General features: G+C 69.0%; 14 protein-coding genes and 1 pseudogene. 12 read left to right on the top strand and 3 right to left on the bottom strand.

Annotation, left to right across the window (positions count from 1 at the left end; genetic code table 11):
- Nucleotides 1–149: 149 nt before the first annotated feature.
- From ACGFRB_RS13630 to ACGFRB_RS13685, 12 genes and pseudogenes are all read left to right on the top strand, one after another.
- Nucleotides 150–302: pseudogene (locus ACGFRB_RS13630) on the top strand (HAD family hydrolase); the annotation flags it as partial.
- 133 nt (nt 303–435) lie between these two features.
- Nucleotides 436–798, top strand: a complete 363-nt coding sequence (locus ACGFRB_RS13635; protein WP_393243129.1) for a hypothetical protein — start codon at nt 436–438, stop codon at nt 796–798.
- A 717-nt stretch (nt 799–1,515) separates the two neighbouring features.
- Nucleotides 1,516–1,971 carry a hypothetical protein gene (locus ACGFRB_RS13640; protein ID WP_393242774.1) on the top strand — a complete coding sequence of 152 codons (456 nt, stop codon included), beginning with the start codon at nt 1,516–1,518 and terminating at the stop codon, nt 1,969–1,971.
- A 404-nt stretch (nt 1,972–2,375) separates the two neighbouring features.
- Nucleotides 2,376–3,851 (top strand): N-acetylglucosamine/diacetylchitobiose ABC transporter substrate-binding protein, encoded by a 1,476-nt coding sequence (gene ngcE / locus ACGFRB_RS13645; protein WP_393242776.1) that lies wholly within the window; start codon nt 2,376–2,378, stop codon nt 3,849–3,851.
- A 290-nt stretch (nt 3,852–4,141) separates the two neighbouring features.
- Nucleotides 4,142–5,077, top strand: coding sequence for a sugar ABC transporter permease (locus ACGFRB_RS13650; RefSeq protein ID WP_361224075.1), 936 nt, complete (start codon nt 4,142–4,144; stop codon nt 5,075–5,077).
- A gap of 15 nt (nt 5,078–5,092) precedes the next feature.
- A complete protein-coding gene (locus ACGFRB_RS13655; RefSeq protein ID WP_393242779.1) occupies nt 5,093–6,118 on the top strand; it encodes a carbohydrate ABC transporter permease in 1,026 nt (341 codons plus the stop codon).
- A gap of 204 nt (nt 6,119–6,322) precedes the next feature.
- Nucleotides 6,323–7,507 carry an ROK family protein gene (locus ACGFRB_RS13660; protein ID WP_393242781.1) on the top strand — a complete coding sequence of 395 codons (1,185 nt, stop codon included), beginning with the start codon at nt 6,323–6,325 and terminating at the stop codon, nt 7,505–7,507.
- 335 nt (nt 7,508–7,842) lie between these two features.
- Nucleotides 7,843–8,940 (top strand): sugar ABC transporter substrate-binding protein, encoded by a 1,098-nt coding sequence (locus ACGFRB_RS13665; protein ID WP_393242783.1) that lies wholly within the window; start codon nt 7,843–7,845, stop codon nt 8,938–8,940.
- 444 nt (nt 8,941–9,384) lie between these two features.
- Nucleotides 9,385–10,182: an ATP-binding cassette domain-containing protein gene (locus ACGFRB_RS13670; protein WP_361224083.1), complete on the top strand. Its 798-nt coding sequence runs from the start codon at nt 9,385–9,387 to the stop codon at nt 10,180–10,182.
- The gene (locus tag ACGFRB_RS13675) at nt 10,179–11,558 is read left to right on the top strand and encodes a sugar ABC transporter permease (protein WP_393242785.1); all 1,380 of its coding nucleotides are present in this window, start codon (nt 10,179–10,181) and stop codon (nt 11,556–11,558) included. Before ACGFRB_RS13670 ends, ACGFRB_RS13675 begins: the two co-directional genes overlap by 4 nt.
- A gap of 285 nt (nt 11,559–11,843) precedes the next feature.
- Nucleotides 11,844–13,811, top strand: a complete 1,968-nt coding sequence (gene dxs / locus ACGFRB_RS13680; protein ID WP_363010426.1) for a 1-deoxy-D-xylulose-5-phosphate synthase — start codon at nt 11,844–11,846, stop codon at nt 13,809–13,811.
- Between the two features lie 859 nt (nt 13,812–14,670).
- Nucleotides 14,671–16,230, top strand: coding sequence for an amino acid permease (locus tag ACGFRB_RS13685; RefSeq protein WP_393242787.1), 1,560 nt, complete (start codon nt 14,671–14,673; stop codon nt 16,228–16,230).
- 459 nt (nt 16,231–16,689) lie between these two features.
- Here ACGFRB_RS13685 and ACGFRB_RS13690 read toward each other — a convergent pair whose 3' ends face one another.
- The 3 genes from ACGFRB_RS13690 to ACGFRB_RS13700 all read right to left on the bottom strand — a co-directional run bounded on the left by ACGFRB_RS13690 (nt 16,690) and on the right by ACGFRB_RS13700 (nt 18,293).
- Nucleotides 16,690–17,121, bottom strand: a complete 432-nt coding sequence (locus ACGFRB_RS13690) for a hypothetical protein (protein ID WP_393242789.1) — start codon at nt 17,119–17,121, stop codon at nt 16,690–16,692.
- A gap of 70 nt (nt 17,122–17,191) precedes the next feature.
- Entirely contained in the window at nt 17,192–17,314 is a 123-nt protein-coding gene (locus ACGFRB_RS13695; RefSeq protein ID WP_393242791.1) for a hypothetical protein, read from the bottom strand.
- A gap of 241 nt (nt 17,315–17,555) precedes the next feature.
- Complete coding sequence (locus ACGFRB_RS13700) at nt 17,556–18,293, bottom strand: hypothetical protein (protein WP_393242793.1); 738 nt, start codon at nt 18,291–18,293, stop codon at nt 17,556–17,558.
- Nucleotides 18,294–18,313: the final 20 nt, after the last annotated feature.

The following is an 18,313-nucleotide window of genomic DNA, read 5'->3' on the forward strand; positions in this document are numbered from 1 at the left end:
CCCCGCCCCCCCCCCCGCCGCCCCGCCCCCCCCGCCGCCCGCCCCGCCCCCCGCCCCCCCCGCCCCCGCCCGGCCCGCCCGCCCGCCCCCCCCCCCCCCCCCCCCCCCCCCCCCCCCCCCCCCCATTCCCGCGGCCGTAGGTTCACACCGTGATCCGGACCGTGGTGCTCGACGTCGGCGAAACGCCCACCCGCGACGACCGCTCCTGGGCGGCCTGGGCCGACTGGCTCGAGGTGCCCAGGCACACGCTCTCCGCGCTGGTCGGGGCCGTGGTCGTCGACGGCCGCGACAACGCCGACGCGGGAGCCCCGAAGAAGGGCGGCACACCTCAGAACGCGGCCGACCCGGGCACCGGCGAGGACGCCGGCGCCCGCCTCGGCCGCCTCGCTGATCGTCGGCCACGCCCTCACCACCCCGGACGGTCGCACGCTCCGCGTGCTCAAGGTCCACTGGGCCCCGGGCAAGGCCACGCGTTACAACCTGACCGACAACCAGCTGCACACGTTCTATGTGCGGGCTGGTACGACGCCGGTTCTGGTGCAGAATAATTGCAAGAATCCTGTGTCACCCGCGTTCGAGGGCGATCCGTATCACCGGGATGTGGGGGACAAGCGGATCGCTGCCGAATGGCAGGCATGGGCCAAGCTTCCGAAGGAAGTTCACAACATGGTGAACGGAATTGAAAGCGGTCGGGTCGTCCAGCGTTACAACATCAAAGAAAAACAGCCCGACTGGTTCAGAGTGAATGGGAACGAAAGCGGCGATTGGTTCGCTGTGGCCATCTTCTTACTGGTGTGAGCTCGCCCGCGACCCTGACTCGCGTGCTCGTGCGAAGTGATGGGGTTGTCGGGTACGTGCTCGGTCATGACTACAACAATGCGATCGAGTACCCCTACGCCAACTTTCTCGACCGGTACGTGCCGATGCCGGATAAATCCCGAGACGAATGAAATGGGGCTGAAGGTGTCTCTTGCCGCAGCGGGTCTCCTGGTGCTGGAGGAGTGTGGCGACTTGGAAGGGCTCGTTCCCCCACTCGTCACCGGTCAGGCACCCAGCTGTCCTCCTGAGGACGGCCGGATAGAGTCCCTGATCGACATCGGGGACCCGCTGTTGCTCGAAAAGGCGAACGCGGACTGGTATCGAATGTCAGTCGAAGCAGGTCTTTTTACCGAGGCCGATCGCCGGTTCCTGGTTGCGCTCACCCCTGAGGAGGATGGTCCTTCGCGGTGGGTCTGCGTGGAATTGCAGGACTCCTGGGACGTCATGGGGAGAGGTGCTTCAGGTCCGCTCGGAAGCGGGTACTGTCGCCCTGAGTTTCGTATGCTCTCGCTTGATGGATCAGTTCTTTCCTGCGGTACCACCTGGGAGTCCGCGATCAGCACCTTCGTACTGAAGGGGCCCGGTAACTCGCAAGTCCTTCGCGAGTTCGCCGAATGGATGGCGACAGGGGAAATCGGACACCAGGCTGAGAGCGCTGCGGCACGTCGCTGGCTTGACAGCCTTTAGTTTCGTGGGTTGGTTTTGATTTTCGTTGAAGAATTCGTCTTCACGGCTATCGAGAGCGCCCAAATGAGCCAGAAGCCCCGACGGAAATCCACTCCGGTGGGGCTTCTGGCCGTCTTGACGGCAAGAGGGGCGAAGCGTCATGAAAGCTGGCGGGTCTTTGTGATCGACCACTTCGTCGAGACGTCGCCATGGCGCGTCGTCTGTGTGGTCCGCCGCATGGACGGGCTGGTCAGGCTCGGCGACGCGCTCGGCGCGGAGCGCTCGGCCGAGGCGTGGTCGGCGCGTGTGGAGATGATGCGCCACGCGCCGCGCACGACCAGCCGACTGGATCCGCCCGCCTCGGCGATGGTCGAAAACGTGGGTCTACGGCTGATCGGCCGGCGGTCGGTGGCGCACGGCCGCCGACTGCCGTCTGACCGCCGACCACCGGTCGGCAGTGGCAACACCAGGGCCCTCTCCCGCTGAAGGGAGGGGGTCCTTCCGCATGTCCGGAAACAAGTGCGGGTGCGGAGGGGCGGGAGAGTTTCAGGAGCGGGGAAAGCAGGCAAGTATCCAGGAATGTCAAGATCGTTGGCGGAACGCCACGCACGTGATCCGGCCGATTCGGCGCGCATACCGGCCAGTTGGCGAACAGAGGTCTCAACTCGGAGAAGACTGCCGGGTAAACACCGCATCGATCTTGCTCCGGCGAAGGGAAGTGGACTATACCTGTCGGCGTCCCGCCCGTCGTTCCGAGCAGTCGGCGACGGCCCGACGCCTGCATGACCCAGCTGCAATTGACCGCGGTGGCGGGGCCCTTCGCCTGAGGCGAACTCGGTACGGGCGACCGGTACACCGCCTGAGTCCTGAATGAAGGCGAGGACTTGAGCATGGGATCCACCTCCGCCCAGAACGACACCCCGAACAGCACCCCGAGCGGCACCCCCGACCAGGGTGGCGTCGGCCGCCGTGATCTGATCAAGCGCTCCGCCGCACTCGGTCTGATCTCCGTGCCCGCCATGGGCTTCCTGTCCGCGTGCGCCTCCGGCGGCGGCGGTGACGAGAAGTCGGACAAGCCCAAGGGCGAGAAGACCAAGGACAACCCGTTCGGCGTGGCCAAGGGCGGAAAGCTCGACGTCGTCGTCTTCAAGGGCGGATACGGCGACGACTACGCCAAGGCGTGGGAGGCGAGCTTCCAGAAGAAGTGGGGCGTCACCGCGTCCCACACCGGCACCCAGGAGATCACCGGCAAGCTCCAGCCCCGCTTCAACGCGGGCAACCCGCCGGACATCATCGACGACTCCGGCGCCCAGAAGATCAAGATCGACGTTCTGAACAAGAACGGCCAGCTGCTCGACCTCGCCGCGGTCCTCGACGCCCCGTCGATCGACGACCCGAGCAAGAAGGTCCGCGACACCCTGATCCCCGGCACCCTCGACGCGGGCGTCCTGGAGGGCAAGACCGTCGCCCTCAACTACATCTACACGGTGTGGGGCCTGTGGTACTCCGGCAAGCTCTTCAAGGAGAAGGGCTGGAGCGAGCCCAAGACCTGGGACGACTTCCTGGCCATCTGCAAGGACGCCACCAAGCAGGGCATCGGAGGCCTCGCCCACCAGGGCAAGTACCCGTACTACATCAACGTCGCCATCATGGACCTGATCGCCAAGAAGGGCGGTCTGGACGCCATGAAGGCGATCGACAACCTCGACCCCAAGGCGTTCGTCGGCTCCGACGCCGCCAAGGCGGCCGTCGAGGCGGTGTACGAGGTGGTCGAGAAGGGCTACCTGATGCCCGGCACCAACGGCCTGACCCACACCGAGTCGCAGACCCGCTGGAACCAGTACAAGGCCGCCTTCATCACCAGCGGTTCCTGGCTGGAGAACGAGCAGCTGAAGCAGACCCCGGACGACTTCGACATGAAGTTCATGCCGATGCCGCTGCTGCCGGGCAGCGCGATGCCGTACGAGGCGATCCGGGCCGGCTCCGGCGAGCCGTTCATCATCCCCTCCAAGGCCGCGAACCTGCCCGAGGCGCAGGAGTTCATGCGGATGATGCTCTCCAAGGAGTGGTCGTCGCTCTTCGCCAAGGAGGCGAACTCGCTCACCATCCTCGCCGACGGCGTGGACCCGAACGTCAAGCTCCGCCCGGGCACCCAGTCCACCGTCGAGGCGTCCAAGAAGGCCGGGACCAACACGTTCCGCTTCCTGTACACCGAGTGGTACAGCGAGATGGACACCGAGATCCAGAACGCCTCCAACGAGCTGATGGCCAAGCGCATCCAGCCCGCCGAGTGGCTGAAGCGCGCCCAGGCGGCCGTCGACAAGGCCGCCAAGACCCCGGCCGCCAAGAAGAACCACCGCGACTGACGACGCGGTCACGCGGTCACGCGGCAAGTGACAGCGGCCGTCGCGCCCTTGGGCCGTAGCGCCCGCGGGCCGACGGCCGTCCGGCTCACGGTCGTCCGGTCGGCTCACGGCCGTACGTCCGGCAGTCGGTCGTACGACCGTCACTCCGGTCGTACGAGTCGCCGTCGCGCCGCCACCCGGTCACGCCGCCCGGCCCGCGCACGGCCGTCCGGCCGCCACCCGGTCGTACGAGCGGCCGCCGCGCGGTCGCGCGGTCACCCCCCACTCGGGAACACCAGGACAGGAACGCCATGCGCAAAGGGCAGTACACGTTCGTCACGGGATTCCTCCTCATCCCCGTGGCCCTCTATCTGGTCTTCGTCATCTGGCCGTACATCCAGACGTTCGGCTACTCGCTGACCGACTGGCAGGGACAGTCGCAGGACTTCTCCTTCGTCGGTCTCGACAACTACGTCGCGCTCGCCAAGGACGACGTCTTCCTGGGCGCGGTCTGGCACAACATCCTGTATCTGGTGTTCGTCCCGGTGATCACCATCCTGCTCGCGCTCTTCTTCGCGTTCATGCTGAACGCGGGCGGGCGCGGCCGGGCGGGCGGGGTCGCGGGCGTCGCCGGGTCGAAGTTCTACAAGATCGTCTACTTCTTCCCGCAGGTTCTCTCCCTCGCGATCCTCGCGGTGCTCTTCGGCGCCGTGTACCGCAGCGACTCCGGCGGCATGCTCAACGGCCTGCTGATCAAGATCGGCCTGGTCGACGCGGAACAGCCCGTCGAGTGGCTGAACGAGCCGAACTACGTCCTGTGGGCCCTGCTCGCGGTCGTCGTCTGGCACGGCGTCGGCTTCTACCTCGTCCTGTTCTCCGCCGCCATGCAGTCCATCCCGAGGGACATCTACGAGGCCGCGCTCATCGACGGCGCCGGCCGCGCCCAGTCCTTCTTCCGCATCACGCTGCCGCTGCTGTGGGACTCCGTCCAGACCGCCTGGGTCTACCTCGGCATCGTCGCGATGGACATGTTCATCCTGGTCTCCACCATGACCGCGCCCGGCGGCGAGTTCGGCGGCGGCCCGGACCACCACAGCGAGGTCATGTCGACCGTGATGATGCGGAACTTCCTCATCTTCGGCAAGAGCGGCTACGCCTGCGCCATGGGCGTCGTCATGCTGCTGCTCACCCTGATCCTGTCCGTCGTCACGCTGCGCGCCACCCGCCGCGAGCGCCTCGAGTTCTGAGCGGGAGAACCGACGATGACCGCACACCACGACAAGTCCGACCGGACTCCGGCCACAGGGCCGGCCGACGGAACCACCACCGGACCGAGCGCCGGACCGACCTCCCACACGGCCCCCGCCCAGGGTGGCGGCACGGGCATCCCCCGGCAGCGCGGGACCGGCCGGGGCAGCGGCGGCCCCGGGCCCGGCGGCGGCCCGGCCCGCGAGGGCACCGTCCTCAACGTCTTCTCGCACGGCTTCCTCGCCCTGTGGGCGCTGCTGATCGTGCTGCCGCTGATCTGGCTGGTACTGAGCTCCTTCAAGACCGACGGACAGATCGCCGGATCGGCCTTCGGCTGGCCGTCGAACTGGTCCCTGGACGTCTTCGGCCGCGCCTGGGACAAGGGCATCGGCGACTACTTCCTGAACACCGTGATCGTCCTGGTGTTCTCGGTGCCGCTGACGATGCTGTTCGGTTCCATGGCCGCGTACGTACTCGCGCGCTACCGGTTCGCGGGCAACCGGATCATCTACTACTTCTTCGTCGCCGGCGCGATGTTCCCGGTCTTCCTGGCCCTCGTCCCGCTCTTCTTCATGGTGAAGATGCTCGGGATGCTCAACACCTACCAGGGCCTGATCCTGGTGTACGTCGCGTACTCGCTGCCGTTCACCGTCTTCTTCATGCACGCGTTCTTCCGGACGCTGCCGACGGCCGTCTTCGAGGCCGCGATCCTGGACGGGGCCTCGCACTCCCGGGCCTTCTTCCAGGTGATGCTGCCGATGGCCAAGCCGGGCCTGATCAGCGTGGGCATCTTCAACACGCTGGGGCAGTGGAACCAGTTCCTGCTGCCGACCGTGCTCATGCAGCCACAGAAGGGCGGCGACCCGGAGCGGTACGTGCTCACTCAGGGTCTCATCCAGCTCCAGCAGCAACAGGGGTACGAGACGGACCTGCCCGTACTGTTCGCAGGTGTGACCATCGCCATGATCCCGATGCTGGTGGTCTACCTCTCCTTCCAGCGGCAGGTCCAGGCGGGTCTGACCTCCGCCACCCTCAAGTAGCAGCCGGCACAAGGCCGTCACCCGATCGCCGCAGCGTGGGCGGGTGACGGACGGGCGCGTACACGGTCCGGCTCCGGGTCATCGACCCCGGGGTCGGACCTTTTGCTTCCGCATGCGGCCACCGTCGAGGACTTGACGACGACGAGCCCGACAGCGGAGCTTGGAGTTCACAACTTGTACGCGACGTAGGGTGGAGTTGAGTCGATGGAGACTCCGGGTTCGCAGTCCTCTCTGCACCGGGCCAATCTGGAACGGGTCGTCCGAGCCGTCCGTATGGCGGGATCGCTCACCCAGGCGGAGATCGCCCGGGCGACGGGTCTGTCCGCAGCCACGGTCTCCAACATCGTGCGGGAGCTGAAGGACGGCGGGACCGTCGAGGTCACCCCGACCTCCGCCGGCGGCCGCCGGGCCCGCAGCGTCTCGCTCAGCGGCGACGCGGGCGTGGTCGTGGGGGTCGATTTCGGCCATACGCACCTGCGCGTCGCGATCGGCAACCTGGCCCACCAGGTGCTCGCCGAGAAGACCGAGCCGCTGGATGTGGACGCCTCCTCCGCGGAAGGCTTCGACCGGGCGGAAAGCCTGGTCAAGGGGCTGATCGAGGCGACCGGGATCCGCCGGGACAAGCTCGTCGGCGTCGGCCTCGGTGTGCCCGGCCCCATCGACGTCTCCTCGGGGACCCTCGGCTCGACGTCCATCCTGCCGGGCTGGAGCGGGATCAGCCCCGCCGATGAGCTCTCGAAGCGGCTGGGCGTCCCCGTGCACGTCGACAACGATGCCAACCTGGGCGCGCTCGGCGAGCTGGTCTGGGGCAGCGGCCGGGGTGTCTCGGACCTCGCGTACATCAAGGTCGCCGGCGGGGTCGGCGCCGGTCTGGTGATCGACGGCCGGGTCTACCGGGGGCCGGGCGGCACGGCCGGCGAGATCGGGCACATCACCCTCGACGAGTCGGGCCCCGTGTGCCGCTGCGGCAACCGCGGCTGTCTGGAAACCTTCGCCGCGGCCCGCTACGTCCTGCCACTGCTCCAGCCCACCCACGGCCCCGATCTGACCATGGAACGGGTCGTCCAGCTGGCCCGCGAGGGCGACCCCGGCTGCCGCCGGGTGATCGCCGACGTCGGGCGGCACATCGGCAGCGCCGTGGCCAGCCTCTGCAATCTGCTGAACCCGAGCCGGGTGATCCTCGGCGGCGATCTCGCGGAGGCGGGCGAGCTGGTGCTCGCGCCGATCCGGGACTCCGTCGCGCGCTACGCGATCCCCAGCGCCGCTCGCCGGCTCGTCCTCGCCCCGGGAGCCCTGGGCGGCCGGGCCGAGGTGCTCGGCGCGCTCGCGCTCGTCCTGAGCGAGACGGGTGACTCGACGCTCCTGGAGAACGCGCTGGGCACACCGTGAGCGCAGCCGGAGCCGGGACGCCCACCGTCGGCACGCCTACCGCCGGGACGCCGGCAGCCGGGATGCCCGCCATCGGGACGCCGGCCGTCGGTTGATCGTCGGGGTGACCACGGGAGTGACTCCTGGGGCGGCGGCCGGGGCGACCGCCGGAGCGGCTCCCGTGGTGACCGCCGGGGCGGGGAGTGGAACGGGGTCGCGGATGCCTTCACTTAGATAACGGATGGCACCGTTGTCATCTCGTTAAGGATTTACTCCTTGACGCCGACTCTGGGGCCGAGTTGACTGCCAGCCACCTCGGCCGCGACGTCGCGGCCTCGTCAGGGAGGCAACCCCACATGAACGCAATGACGCGTCGCGTCGTCATCGGCACGGCCGCACTGTCGATGGCCCTCTCCCTCTCCGCCTGTGGCAAGGCCGGCGACAGCGGCTCGGACGACGCGGGCGGCGACGGCAAGACCATCGGCCTGCTCCTTCCGGAGAACAAGACCACGCGTTACGAGACCTTCGACCGTCCGATCATCGAGGCGAAGATCAAGTCTCTGTGCTCGGACTGCGTGGTCAAGTACAACAACGCGGCCCAGGACACCGAGACGCAGAAGAAGCAGTTCGACGCGCTCGTCACCCAGGGCGTGAAGGTGATCATCCTGGACGCGGTCGACTACAAGGCGACCAAGCCCTGGATCCAGCAGGCGGAGAAGAAGGGCGTGAAGGTCGTCGCGTACGACCGCCTCACCGAGGGCCCGATCGCCGCCTACGTCTCTTACGACAACGAGAAGATCGGCCGCCTCCAGGGCGAGGGCCTGGTGAAGGCGCTGGGCGACAAGGCCAAGGATGCCAACGTTGTCATGATCAACGGCTCGCCCACCGACCCCAACGCCCCGCTGTTCAAGAAGGGCGCCCACAGCGTCCTCGACAGCGGCGTGAAGAAGATCGTCTACGAGCAGGACATCCCGGACTGGTCCCCGGACGAGGCGGCCAAGAAGATGGGTGCCGCCATCGACTCGCTGGGCAAGGGCGGCTTCCAGGGCGTCTACTCGGCCAACGACGGCATGGCCGGCGGCGCCATCACCGCCCTCGCCAAGGGGGGCATCAAGGTCCCGATCGGCGGTCAGGACGCTGAACTCGCCGGTCTGCAGCGCATCCTGAAGGGCGACCAGTCCTTCACGATCTACAAGCAGATCAAGCCCGAGGCCGAGACCACCGCGGAGATCGCGGTCAAGATCCTCAAGGGCGAGAAGGTGGACGACCTCACCCCGCTCAAGGTCACCAGCCTCACCGGCGAGTTCAAGGGCATCCCGGCGAAGCTGTACGACGCGCAGATCGTGACCAAGGAGAACATCGCCTCCACGGTCATCGCCGACAACGTCTACAAGGCGGCCGACATCTGCACCGCCGAGTACAAGGCGGCCTGCGAGGCGGCGGGCATCAAGTAGCCCCGGCCCGGCGGCCGGCCGGACGAACCCGGCCGGCCGCCGCCGCACGAGTGACGCGAGTGACGCGAGCCGTACGAGTCGTGCAAGCCGTGCGAGCTGTACGGGTCGTACGAGCCGCACGAGTTCAACGGCCGCGCGGGTCGTACGAGCGCTACGAGCTGTAGGCCCGCGCGGTCCGTACGAGACGTACAAGCTCAACGCCCTTGCGGTTCAAGCGAGTTGTTCGAGTCGTAAGAGCCGTACGAGTCGCGCGAGTTGTACGCGCCGTACGGGTCGTACGCTTCGCGGAACGGCACGAGCGGCACACCGGACCGGTCCGGCGCACCCGCCCCGATTCCACGCCCCGCAAGCGGGGGCGGGGCGCCGGACTTTTCTCCGCTCGCGCGTCACACCCCGCCGTTCTCCCTGCCCCCCACGCCCCGCCCGTCCGGGCGGGCGAAGGAGATGATTCACGTGTCCGCTGCCGCGCCCGTGCTGGCGTTGCGCGGGGTCTCCAAGCGGTTCGGCGCCGTACAGGTGCTGACCGATGTCGACCTGGAGATCCATGCCGGAGAGGTCGTCGCCCTGGTGGGCGACAACGGAGCCGGCAAGTCGACCCTCGTCAAGACGATCTCGGGTGTTCACCCGATCGACGACGGCACCATCGAATGGGACGGCCGTCCCGTCCAGATCACCAAGCCGCACGACGCCCAGAACCTCGGCGTCGCCACCGTCTACCAGGACCTGGCGCTCTGCGACAACCTCGACGTCGTCGCCAATCTCTTCCTCGGCAGCGAACTGGGCACCGGCCCGGTCCTCGACGAGATCGCCATGGAACAGCGGGCCCGGGAACTGCTCGACACCCTGTCGATCCGGATCCCGTCCGTCCGTATCCCCGTCGCGGCGCTCTCCGGCGGTCAGCGTCAGGTCGTGGCCATCGCCCGCGCCCTGATCGGCGACCCCAAGATCGTCATCCTGGACGAGCCGACCGCCGCCCTCGGCGTCGAGCAGACCGCCCAGGTGCTCGACCTCGTGGAGCGGCTGCGCGAGCGCGGCCACGGCGTCATCCTCATCAGCCACAACATGGCCGACGTCCGCGCCGTCGCGGACCGGGTCGCGGTGCTCCGCCTCGGCCGCAACAACGGCGTCTTCCCGGTCGCCGGGACCAGCCACGAAGAGATCATCGCCGCCATCACCGGTGCCACGGACAACGCCGTGACCCGCAGGCAGGCCCGTACGGCCGTGAAGGAGGACGCCCGATGAGCGACCTCGCCAAGACCCCCGCCGACGGCACGCCCGAGGCCGCGGCCACACCGGACGCCCCCAGGCCGTCCGCCACCGTCCCGGCCCAGGCCGGCGCCCCGGCTCCGACCCCCGCCCCGGCTCCGACCCCCGCCCCGGCTCCGGCCGCTCCGGCCGTCGACCCCCGCCTCCTCGTCCGCGAGGAGGGCTTCAAGGGGTACTGGGCCGAGTTCACCCGCAAGATCCGGGGCGGCGAGCTCGGCTCGCTCCCGGTGATCCTCGGCCTGATCGTCATCGCGATCGTCTTCCAGCTCCAGAACGAGAACTTCCTCTCCGCCGGCTCCGTCGCCAACGTCGCCGTCTACGCCTCCGGCCTCGGCATCATGGCCGTCGGCATCGTCTTCGTCCTCGTCCTCGGCGAGATCGACCTCTCCCTGGGCTCGGTCGCCGGCGTCGGCGCCGCCGTCTGGGCCGGCCTCCAGGTCAGCAACGGTGTGAACGAGTGGCTGTCGCTCGCGCTCGCCATCCTCAGCGGCACCGTCATCGGCGTGCTGCACGGCTTCTTCTTCGCCAAGCTCGGCGTGCCGGCCTTCGTTGTCACCCTGGCCGGCTTCCTCGGCTGGATGGGCCTTCAGGAGTGGCTGATGGGCGGCGAGGGCTCCATCAACGCGCCGTCCGGCAGCGTGGTGGAGAACCTCACCGGCTACTTCTTCGCCGACAAGATCGCCGCCTACGGTCTCGCGCTGGTCGCCATCGCCCTCCACATCCTGACCCAGCTGCGCGAGCGGAGCCGCCGTCGCTCGGCCCGGCTGCCCGCCCGCCCGATGGCCGAGATCCTGCTGCGCAGCGGTCTCTTCGCGGTCCTGGTCCTGGTCGCGGCGTACGTCATGAACGAGCCCGCCGGCGCCCGCGGCCTGCCGCTCGCCCTCGTGCTCTTCCTGGCCGTCCTGGTGGGCGCCGACTTCGTCGCCCGCCGTACCGTCTTCGGCCGCAAGGTCTTCGCGGTCGGCGGCAACGCCGAGGCGGCCCGCCGCGCCGGCATCAACGTGGACCGCGTCCGTATCGCCGTCTTCGCGATCTCCGGCACCCTCGCCGCCTTCGGCGGGCTCTTCATCGCGAGCCTGTCCGGTGGTGCCACCAAGAGCCTCGGCGGCGGCAACACCCTGATGCTGGTCATCGCCGCGGCCGTGATCGGCGGCACCAGCCTCTTCGGCGGCCGGGGCAAGGTCTGGTCCGCGCTGCTCGGCATGATCGTGATCCAGTCGATTCAGCAGGGCCTGAACATGATCGGGATGTCCAATTCGATCCAGAACATGATCACCGGCGCGGTGCTGCTCGCCGCCGTCGTGATCGACTCGCTCTCCCGCCGTACGCAGAAGACGGCCGGCCGCGCTTGATCCGCCCCTGACTCGCGGCCACTCTTGTCCGGGTACGCCCGGAAAATCACCCATAGCGGTGTGACACATTTCTCGGCGGTTTCGTCGAGATCGTCACACTCCGCCCGGCGCCCGAACCGGCGCCGGGCGCTGCTGCGTCCGGATGAGTGCGGGGGCCGGCCGGACCAGTGTGCTGTCGGCCATCCGGATGGTGGCGATCCGCCAACCCGATGCCCGCGGGTCAGGGCGGAACATTAGACTCGACCAATCGGCAAGCTCGACCAGTTCAAACGCAAGGAGGCACGGGTGGCCCTGCTGACCCGTATCAGGGGACCGCGAGATCTGGACCGGCTCTCCTCGGAACAGCTGGAGCAGCTGGCCGGAGAGATCAGGACTTTCCTCGTGGACGCCGTCTCCAAGACCGGCGGGCACCTCGGTCCCAACCTGGGCGTGGTCGAGCTGACCATCGCCCTGCACCGCGTCTTCGACTCGCCCCGCGACCGCGTCCTGTGGGACACCGGTCATCAGAGCTACGTCCACAAGCTGCTCACCGGCCGCCAGGACTTCTCCAAGCTCAAGATGAAGGGCGGCCTGTCCGGCTACCCCTCGCAGGCCGAGTCCGAGCACGACGTCATCGAGAACTCGCACGCCTCGACGGTCCTCGGCTGGGCCGACGGCCTCGCCAAGGCCAACAAGATCCTGAAGAAGGACGACCACGTCGTCGCCGTCATCGGTGACGGCGCGCTGACCGGCGGCATGGCCTGGGAGGCGCTCAACAACATCGCCGACGCCAAGGACCGTCAGGTCGTCATCGTCGTCAACGACAACGAGCGTTCGTACGCGCCCACCATCGGCGGCCTCGCCAACCACCTGGCCACCCTGCGCACCACGGACGGCTACGAGCGTTTCCTCGCCCGCGGCAAGGACATCCTGGAGCGCACGCCGGTCGTCGGGAAGCCGCTCTACGAGACCCTGCACGGCGCGAAGAAGGGCCTGAAGGACTTCATCGCCCCGCAGGGCATGTTCGAGGACCTCGGCCTGAAGTACGTCGGCCCGATCGACGGCCACGACATGGAGGCCCTGGAGTCCGCGCTGACCCGCGCCAAGCGCTTCGGCGGCCCGGTCATCGTGCACTGCCTCACCGAGAAGGGCCGCGGCTACCAGCCCGCGCTCCAGGACGAGGCCGACCGCTTCCACGCCGTCGGCAAGATCCACCCGGACACCGGTCTGCCGATCTCCTCCTCCGGCGCCGACTGGACCAGTGTCTTCGGCGACGAGATGGTCGCGCTCGGCAAGGAGCGCGAGGACGTCGTCGCCATCACGGCGGCCATGCTCCAGCCGGTCGGTCTCGACAAGTTCGCGAAGGAATTCCCCGAGCGGGTGTTCGATGTCGGTATCGCCGAGCAGCACGCGGCGGTCTCCGCCGCCGGTCTCGCGACCGGTGGACTGCACCCGGTGTTCGCGGTCTACGCGACCTTCCTCAACCGCGCGTTCGACCAGGTCCTGATGGACGTGGCCCTGCACAAGTGCGGTGTCACCTTCGTCCTGGACCGGGCCGGCGTCACCGGCACCGACGGCGCCTCCCACAACGGTATGTGGGACATGTCGATCCTTCAGGTCGTCCCGGGGCTGCGGCTCGCCGCGCCGCGCGACGCCGACCAGGTCCGCGCGCAGCTGCGCGAGGCCGTCGAGGTCGACGACGCGCCCACCGTGGTCCGCTTCTCCAAGGGCGCGGTCGGTCCGGCCGTTCCGGCGGTGCGCCGGGTCGGCGGCATGGACGTGCTGCGCGAGGCCGGTACCGACCGGCCGGACGTCCTGCTCGTCTCGGTCGGCGCGCTCGCCCCGATGTGCCTGGAGATCGCCGGTCTCCTCGACCAGCAGGGCATCTCCACCACCGTGGTCGACCCGCGCTGGGTCAAGCCGGTCGACGAGGCCCTCGCCCCGCTGGCCGAGCAGCACCGGGTGGTCGTCACCGTCGAGGACAACAGCCGTGTCGGCGGTGTCGGCTCGGCCGTCTCGCAGGCGCTGCGCGACGCGGGTGTGGACGTACCGCTGCGCGACTTCGGCATCCCGCCGCGCTTCCTTGACCACGCCTCGCGCGGTGAGGTGCTGGCGGAGATCGGCCTGACGGCTCCGGACATCGCCCGGCAGGTCACCGGACTGGTCTCGCGGCTGGACGGCCGTTTCGAGCCCGGTACGGCGCGGGCGAACGGTGACGGGGCGGCCGAGGCCAAGGCGGCCAAGGAGAAGGTGGCGGAGCCGGTCCGGGACTGACCGGAGCCGGGCGCTGGGTGCTCGGAGGTCGGTGCTCGGAGCTCCGGCGAGGTGGCGGGGCGAGGGGCGGTCTGGGGCCGGCGAGACCTGACGGGGTGACGAAGTCGGCCCGGGGCAGGGAGCCGGCCCGGGTCTGACAGGTCCCGGCAAGGCCGGCGAGGCGATAGGCCTCGGCAAGATTGGCGAGGCGACGGGCCTCGGCGAAGTTGGCGGGGCCGGCCCGGAACTGACGGGTTCCCCTCCCAGGCCCTGACCCCCCTCGGCCCCTGGCCTTTCGCAGTCCGGGCCATGACCCGGCCCCGGGGCGGGAACCCGGGCCCTGGATCCCGGGTCCCCGACCCGTCGTCCATCCTGACGGGTCCACCCCTGCTTCACCCAGGGCCGGTCGGCACTCTTCAGGGAGAGCCGACCGGCCCTTCCCATGCCTGCCGTCCCTGGTGTGGGGAACCGGCGGCCGGTGCACCTTCCGGCGGAATCCACCCGTTCACTCATTCACCTGTTCGGGTGTTCGGGCGCCGCTGGGTGTCGAACTCGACGGCCACGGAAGACGCGCCCCGCAGCGCCGCGAGCCCCTGCTTGTCCGATCGCTGCTGGTGTCGGTCGGTACGGGGGGATGGCACCGGGCCGCCCTCCCTGGACCGACCAGCCAAACACCCCCCGGACGGACGCGCGCCGGTGACGCTCGGGTGGGTGATGGGGGGAGGGGCGCCGGGGTGCGGGGCCAAGGGCGCTGGTGTGGTCCGTGCGTCCCGTGGGTCCTGTGCGGCGGTCTCGTCCCGGAGTGCCGACCGGGCGGTCCGCGTGCATTCTGGCCTGAAGCACGGGCAGACGGCAGCGCCCCCAGGCAGGGAGGTACGACGTGAGCACGGATGAGAGGACTCGCGCGCGCACCGGCATATTCCGTACCAAATCGGTGGAACAGTCCATCCGTGACACCGAGGCGCCGGAACACGCGCTCAGGAAGTCCCTCTCCGCGTGGGACCTGACCGTCTTCGGTGTCGGCGTCATCATCGGTACCGGCATCTTCGTCCTCACCGGCAAGGTCGCCAAGGAGAACGCGGGTCCCGCCACCTCCATCGCCTTCGTCGTCGCCGGCATCGTCTGCGCGCTGGCCGCCCTGTGCTACGCCGAGTTCGCCTCGACGGTCCCCGTCGCCGGATCGGCGTACACCTTCGCGTACGCCTCCATCGGCGAACTGCCCGCCTGGATCATCGGCTGGGACCTCGTCCTCGAATTCGCTCTGGGCACGGCCGTCGTCGCCGTCGGCTGGTCCGGCTACGTCCAGTCGCTCATGGACAACATCGGCTGGCACCTGCCTCTCTTCCTGCAAGGCCCCGACGTGCCCGGCGGTACCTTCGACATCCTCGCTTTCGTCCTGGTCCTGGTGCTCACCGCCGTCCTCGTCCTCGGCATGGAACTGTCGGCGCGGATCACGACCGTCGTCGTCGCGATCAAGGTGGTGGTGGTCCTGATCGTGATCATCGCGGGGCTCTTCTTCATCGTCGGCGACAACTACAAGCCGTTCATCCCGCCCGCGACGGCCCCACCCGGCGGCGGCTCGGACTGGACCGCACCGCTGATCCAGCTGATCTCCGGCTACACCCCGACCAACTTCGGCGTCATGGGCATCTTCACCGCCGCCTCCGTGGTATTCTTCGCCTTCATCGGCTTCGACGTGGTCGCCACCGCCGCCGAGGAGACCAAGCTCCCGCAGCGCGACATGCCCCGGGGCATCCTCGGCTCGCTGCTCATCTGCACCTTCCTGTACGTGGCGGTCGCCCTGGTCGTCACCGGAATGCAGCACTACAGCCAACTGTCGGTCAACGCCCCGCTCGCCGACGCCTTCAAGGCCGTCGGTCACCCCTTCTACGCGGGTGTCATCAGCTTCGGTGCCGCGATCGGCCTGACGACGGTCTGTCTGATCCTGCTGCTCGGCCAGACCCGGGTGTTCTTCGCGATGAGCCGCGACGGACTGCTGCCGCGCTTCTTCTCCATCACGCACCCGCGCTACAAGACCCCGTACCGGCCGACCATCCTCCTCGGCGTGATCATCGCGATCGTCGCCGGCTTCACCAGCATCAACGAACTCGCGACCCTGGTGAACATCGGCACCCTCTTCGCCTTCGTGGTGGTGGCCGCGGGCGTCATCGTCCTCCGCCGCACCCGCCCGGACCTCCCCCGCTCCTTCCGCACCCCGTGGGTCCCCTACCTCCCGATCCTCTCGATCGCCGCCTCCCTGTGGCTGATGCTCAACCTCCCGGCCGAGACCTGGTTCCGCTTCGCGGTCTGGATGCTGATCGGCTTCGTCGTCTACTTCCTCTACGGGCGCAGGCACAGCCGCTTGAACGAGGAGGGTGCGGGCGGGGCGGGGCGGGCGGAGGGTGCTGGTGGGCCGGGGGCGCGGGGGCCGCGGGTCTGACTGGTCGGGCCGGGGGAGGGTTGGTGCGGCTGCGGGTTAGGGTGGGGGGCGTGCGGTCGGACGAGTGGCTACCTGCCGCTCGTTTGACGGCAAAGAGCGAGCAAAGCCAGTTTTAAGGTGCAGGTCAGAGTCTTCCCCGCGGGCGCGGGGGTGTTCCGATGAGCGACCTGGAAGTGCTCGACGCCGCGTAGTCTTCCCCGCGGGCGCGGGGGTGTTCCGCTGAAGGACGGCCAGAAGGTCCCCGGGCACACGTCTTCCCCGCAGGCGCGGGGGTGTTCCGAACCAGGGCCTGGCCGGCGCGATGGTCCTGCTGTCTTCCCCGCAGGCGCGGGGGTCTTCGTCCTCGGGCTGGCCGCTGACTTCCACCTGATGATCTGGTGGGCGCGCATCCCGGAGAGGGACCTCGTAGGGCATTGGCCATGACCCCAAGCAGTAGCCCCGGCCGGGGCGGTCCGAGGCTCAGTCGGCGAGGGCAGGCAGGAGCGTTCGCGCCCGGTCCATGAGTTCGTCGTCCGGCATGGAGAACCGTCCTACATGCAGACGGTTGTGCCCGTACACCTGTTCCTTGGGGGCTGTCGTGGCGTCGATCTCCAGCTCCCACTTCGTGTCGGCGAGATCCAGCGTGCCCACCTTCTTCACCAGGCGGGCGCTCCAGCCGGTGCACAGCGCCCATGAGGCGCAGGCCGCACGGTCGGCGTTCGTGGTCAGGTGCCTCGCCGCCACGTCGAGCAGCGAGACGTCCGGGACCTCGGGGACCGGGATGTACCCCATGACGGCTGTGTCACCGAAATGCCCGGTGGTCGTGTACGCGACCATGCCGTAGACATCGGGCCAGGTGTGCAGCAGAGGGAACAGGGTGACCCGTCCCGCGTCGGCAATGCTCCGCGCCATTCCTTCGCTCCTCACGGTGTCGGCTCCGCCCCGACCCTGTCAGAGCGGAGCCGACGGTCAGCACTTGTTCTCAGTTGTCGGAGCGGCCGGTCGAGGGGTTGCCCTCGGAGCCGTCCGAGCCGTCGCCGGTCTCGCCCTGGCTGTTCTCCTCGTCGCCGGAAACGACCGCCCAGCGGGTGATGTCCTCGTTCATGTTCCAGTCCCTTCATTCGATGGGTGGTGCATGACCTGGCCGTGCGGACAGTGATGGGATGCGGGCGCGGCTCCGGCCCGTGGCGGACGGCGCCCGTTCCCGCCCACCGGGTGGCCAGCGGGCGGGAGTTCAGAGGGGTGTGCCGAGCGCGATGCGGACGAGGGCTCCGAGGACGACCAGGACGTGCAACACCTGCCGTGCGGGCTCAGTCACGTCACGGCTCGTCGTCTCGGAGGTCTGCTCAGGCGGTGGTGGCCCGCGTGTTCATCGCCTCCTGCCCCCGGCGGAGCAGGGACGCGACCTCGTCCGGCCAGCACAGGTCGCCGGGCGAGTCCATCCCGACGGCCCAGTACGCGCGCCCGTCCGGCGTGGTGTGGCTGACGACCGGCACACCCAGGTACGCCCCCTGGCCGAGGCATTCCACGAGCGGGTATTCCTTCGGTTCCCACCAGCACCTGGTGGAGGCAGGCACGAGGAAGTAGTAGAGCCTGCTGCTGATGTCCATGACGACCGCGCCACCGTCGAGCCAGCCGCTCAGGAAGACGTCCGCTTCGGCGATGTCTTCGGTACCCGCCGCCGCGAAGACCAGCGCGCCGGGCACCCGCACCGCGGAGAGCACAGAGCCGCACGCCAGAACCGCGATTCCGTAATCCCTCCATTCGGCCCGAGCGGTCGTCTGGTCGGGGGCCGCGCTCAGGAGCCAGTGGGCCACGGCCGCCCGTCGCTCCACCCGGGTCACCACGGCGGTCGTCTCTACGATCCGGCGGCGCCCGTGTGTCTTGTCGGCGCTCTCGTGAAGTGGTGGGGCAAGAGTGGGACGGCAGCCGCAGGAGACAACCGTCCACTGCTGGTCGCAGTCGGGCCGCACGACCGTGCCGGCCGGAGTGAGTGTTCTGTCGGCGGCGCCGCAGTGCCAGCAGGCGTGTCCGTGGAGCCGGGCCGAGCTGATGTGGCCCTCGACGAGGATGGGTGTGGTCACCTCATTCACCTCCCTGTGGT

Source organism: Streptomyces sp. NPDC048718 (genome assembly GCF_043198875.1).
GTDB lineage: Bacteria > Actinomycetota > Actinomycetes > Streptomycetales > Streptomycetaceae > Streptomyces.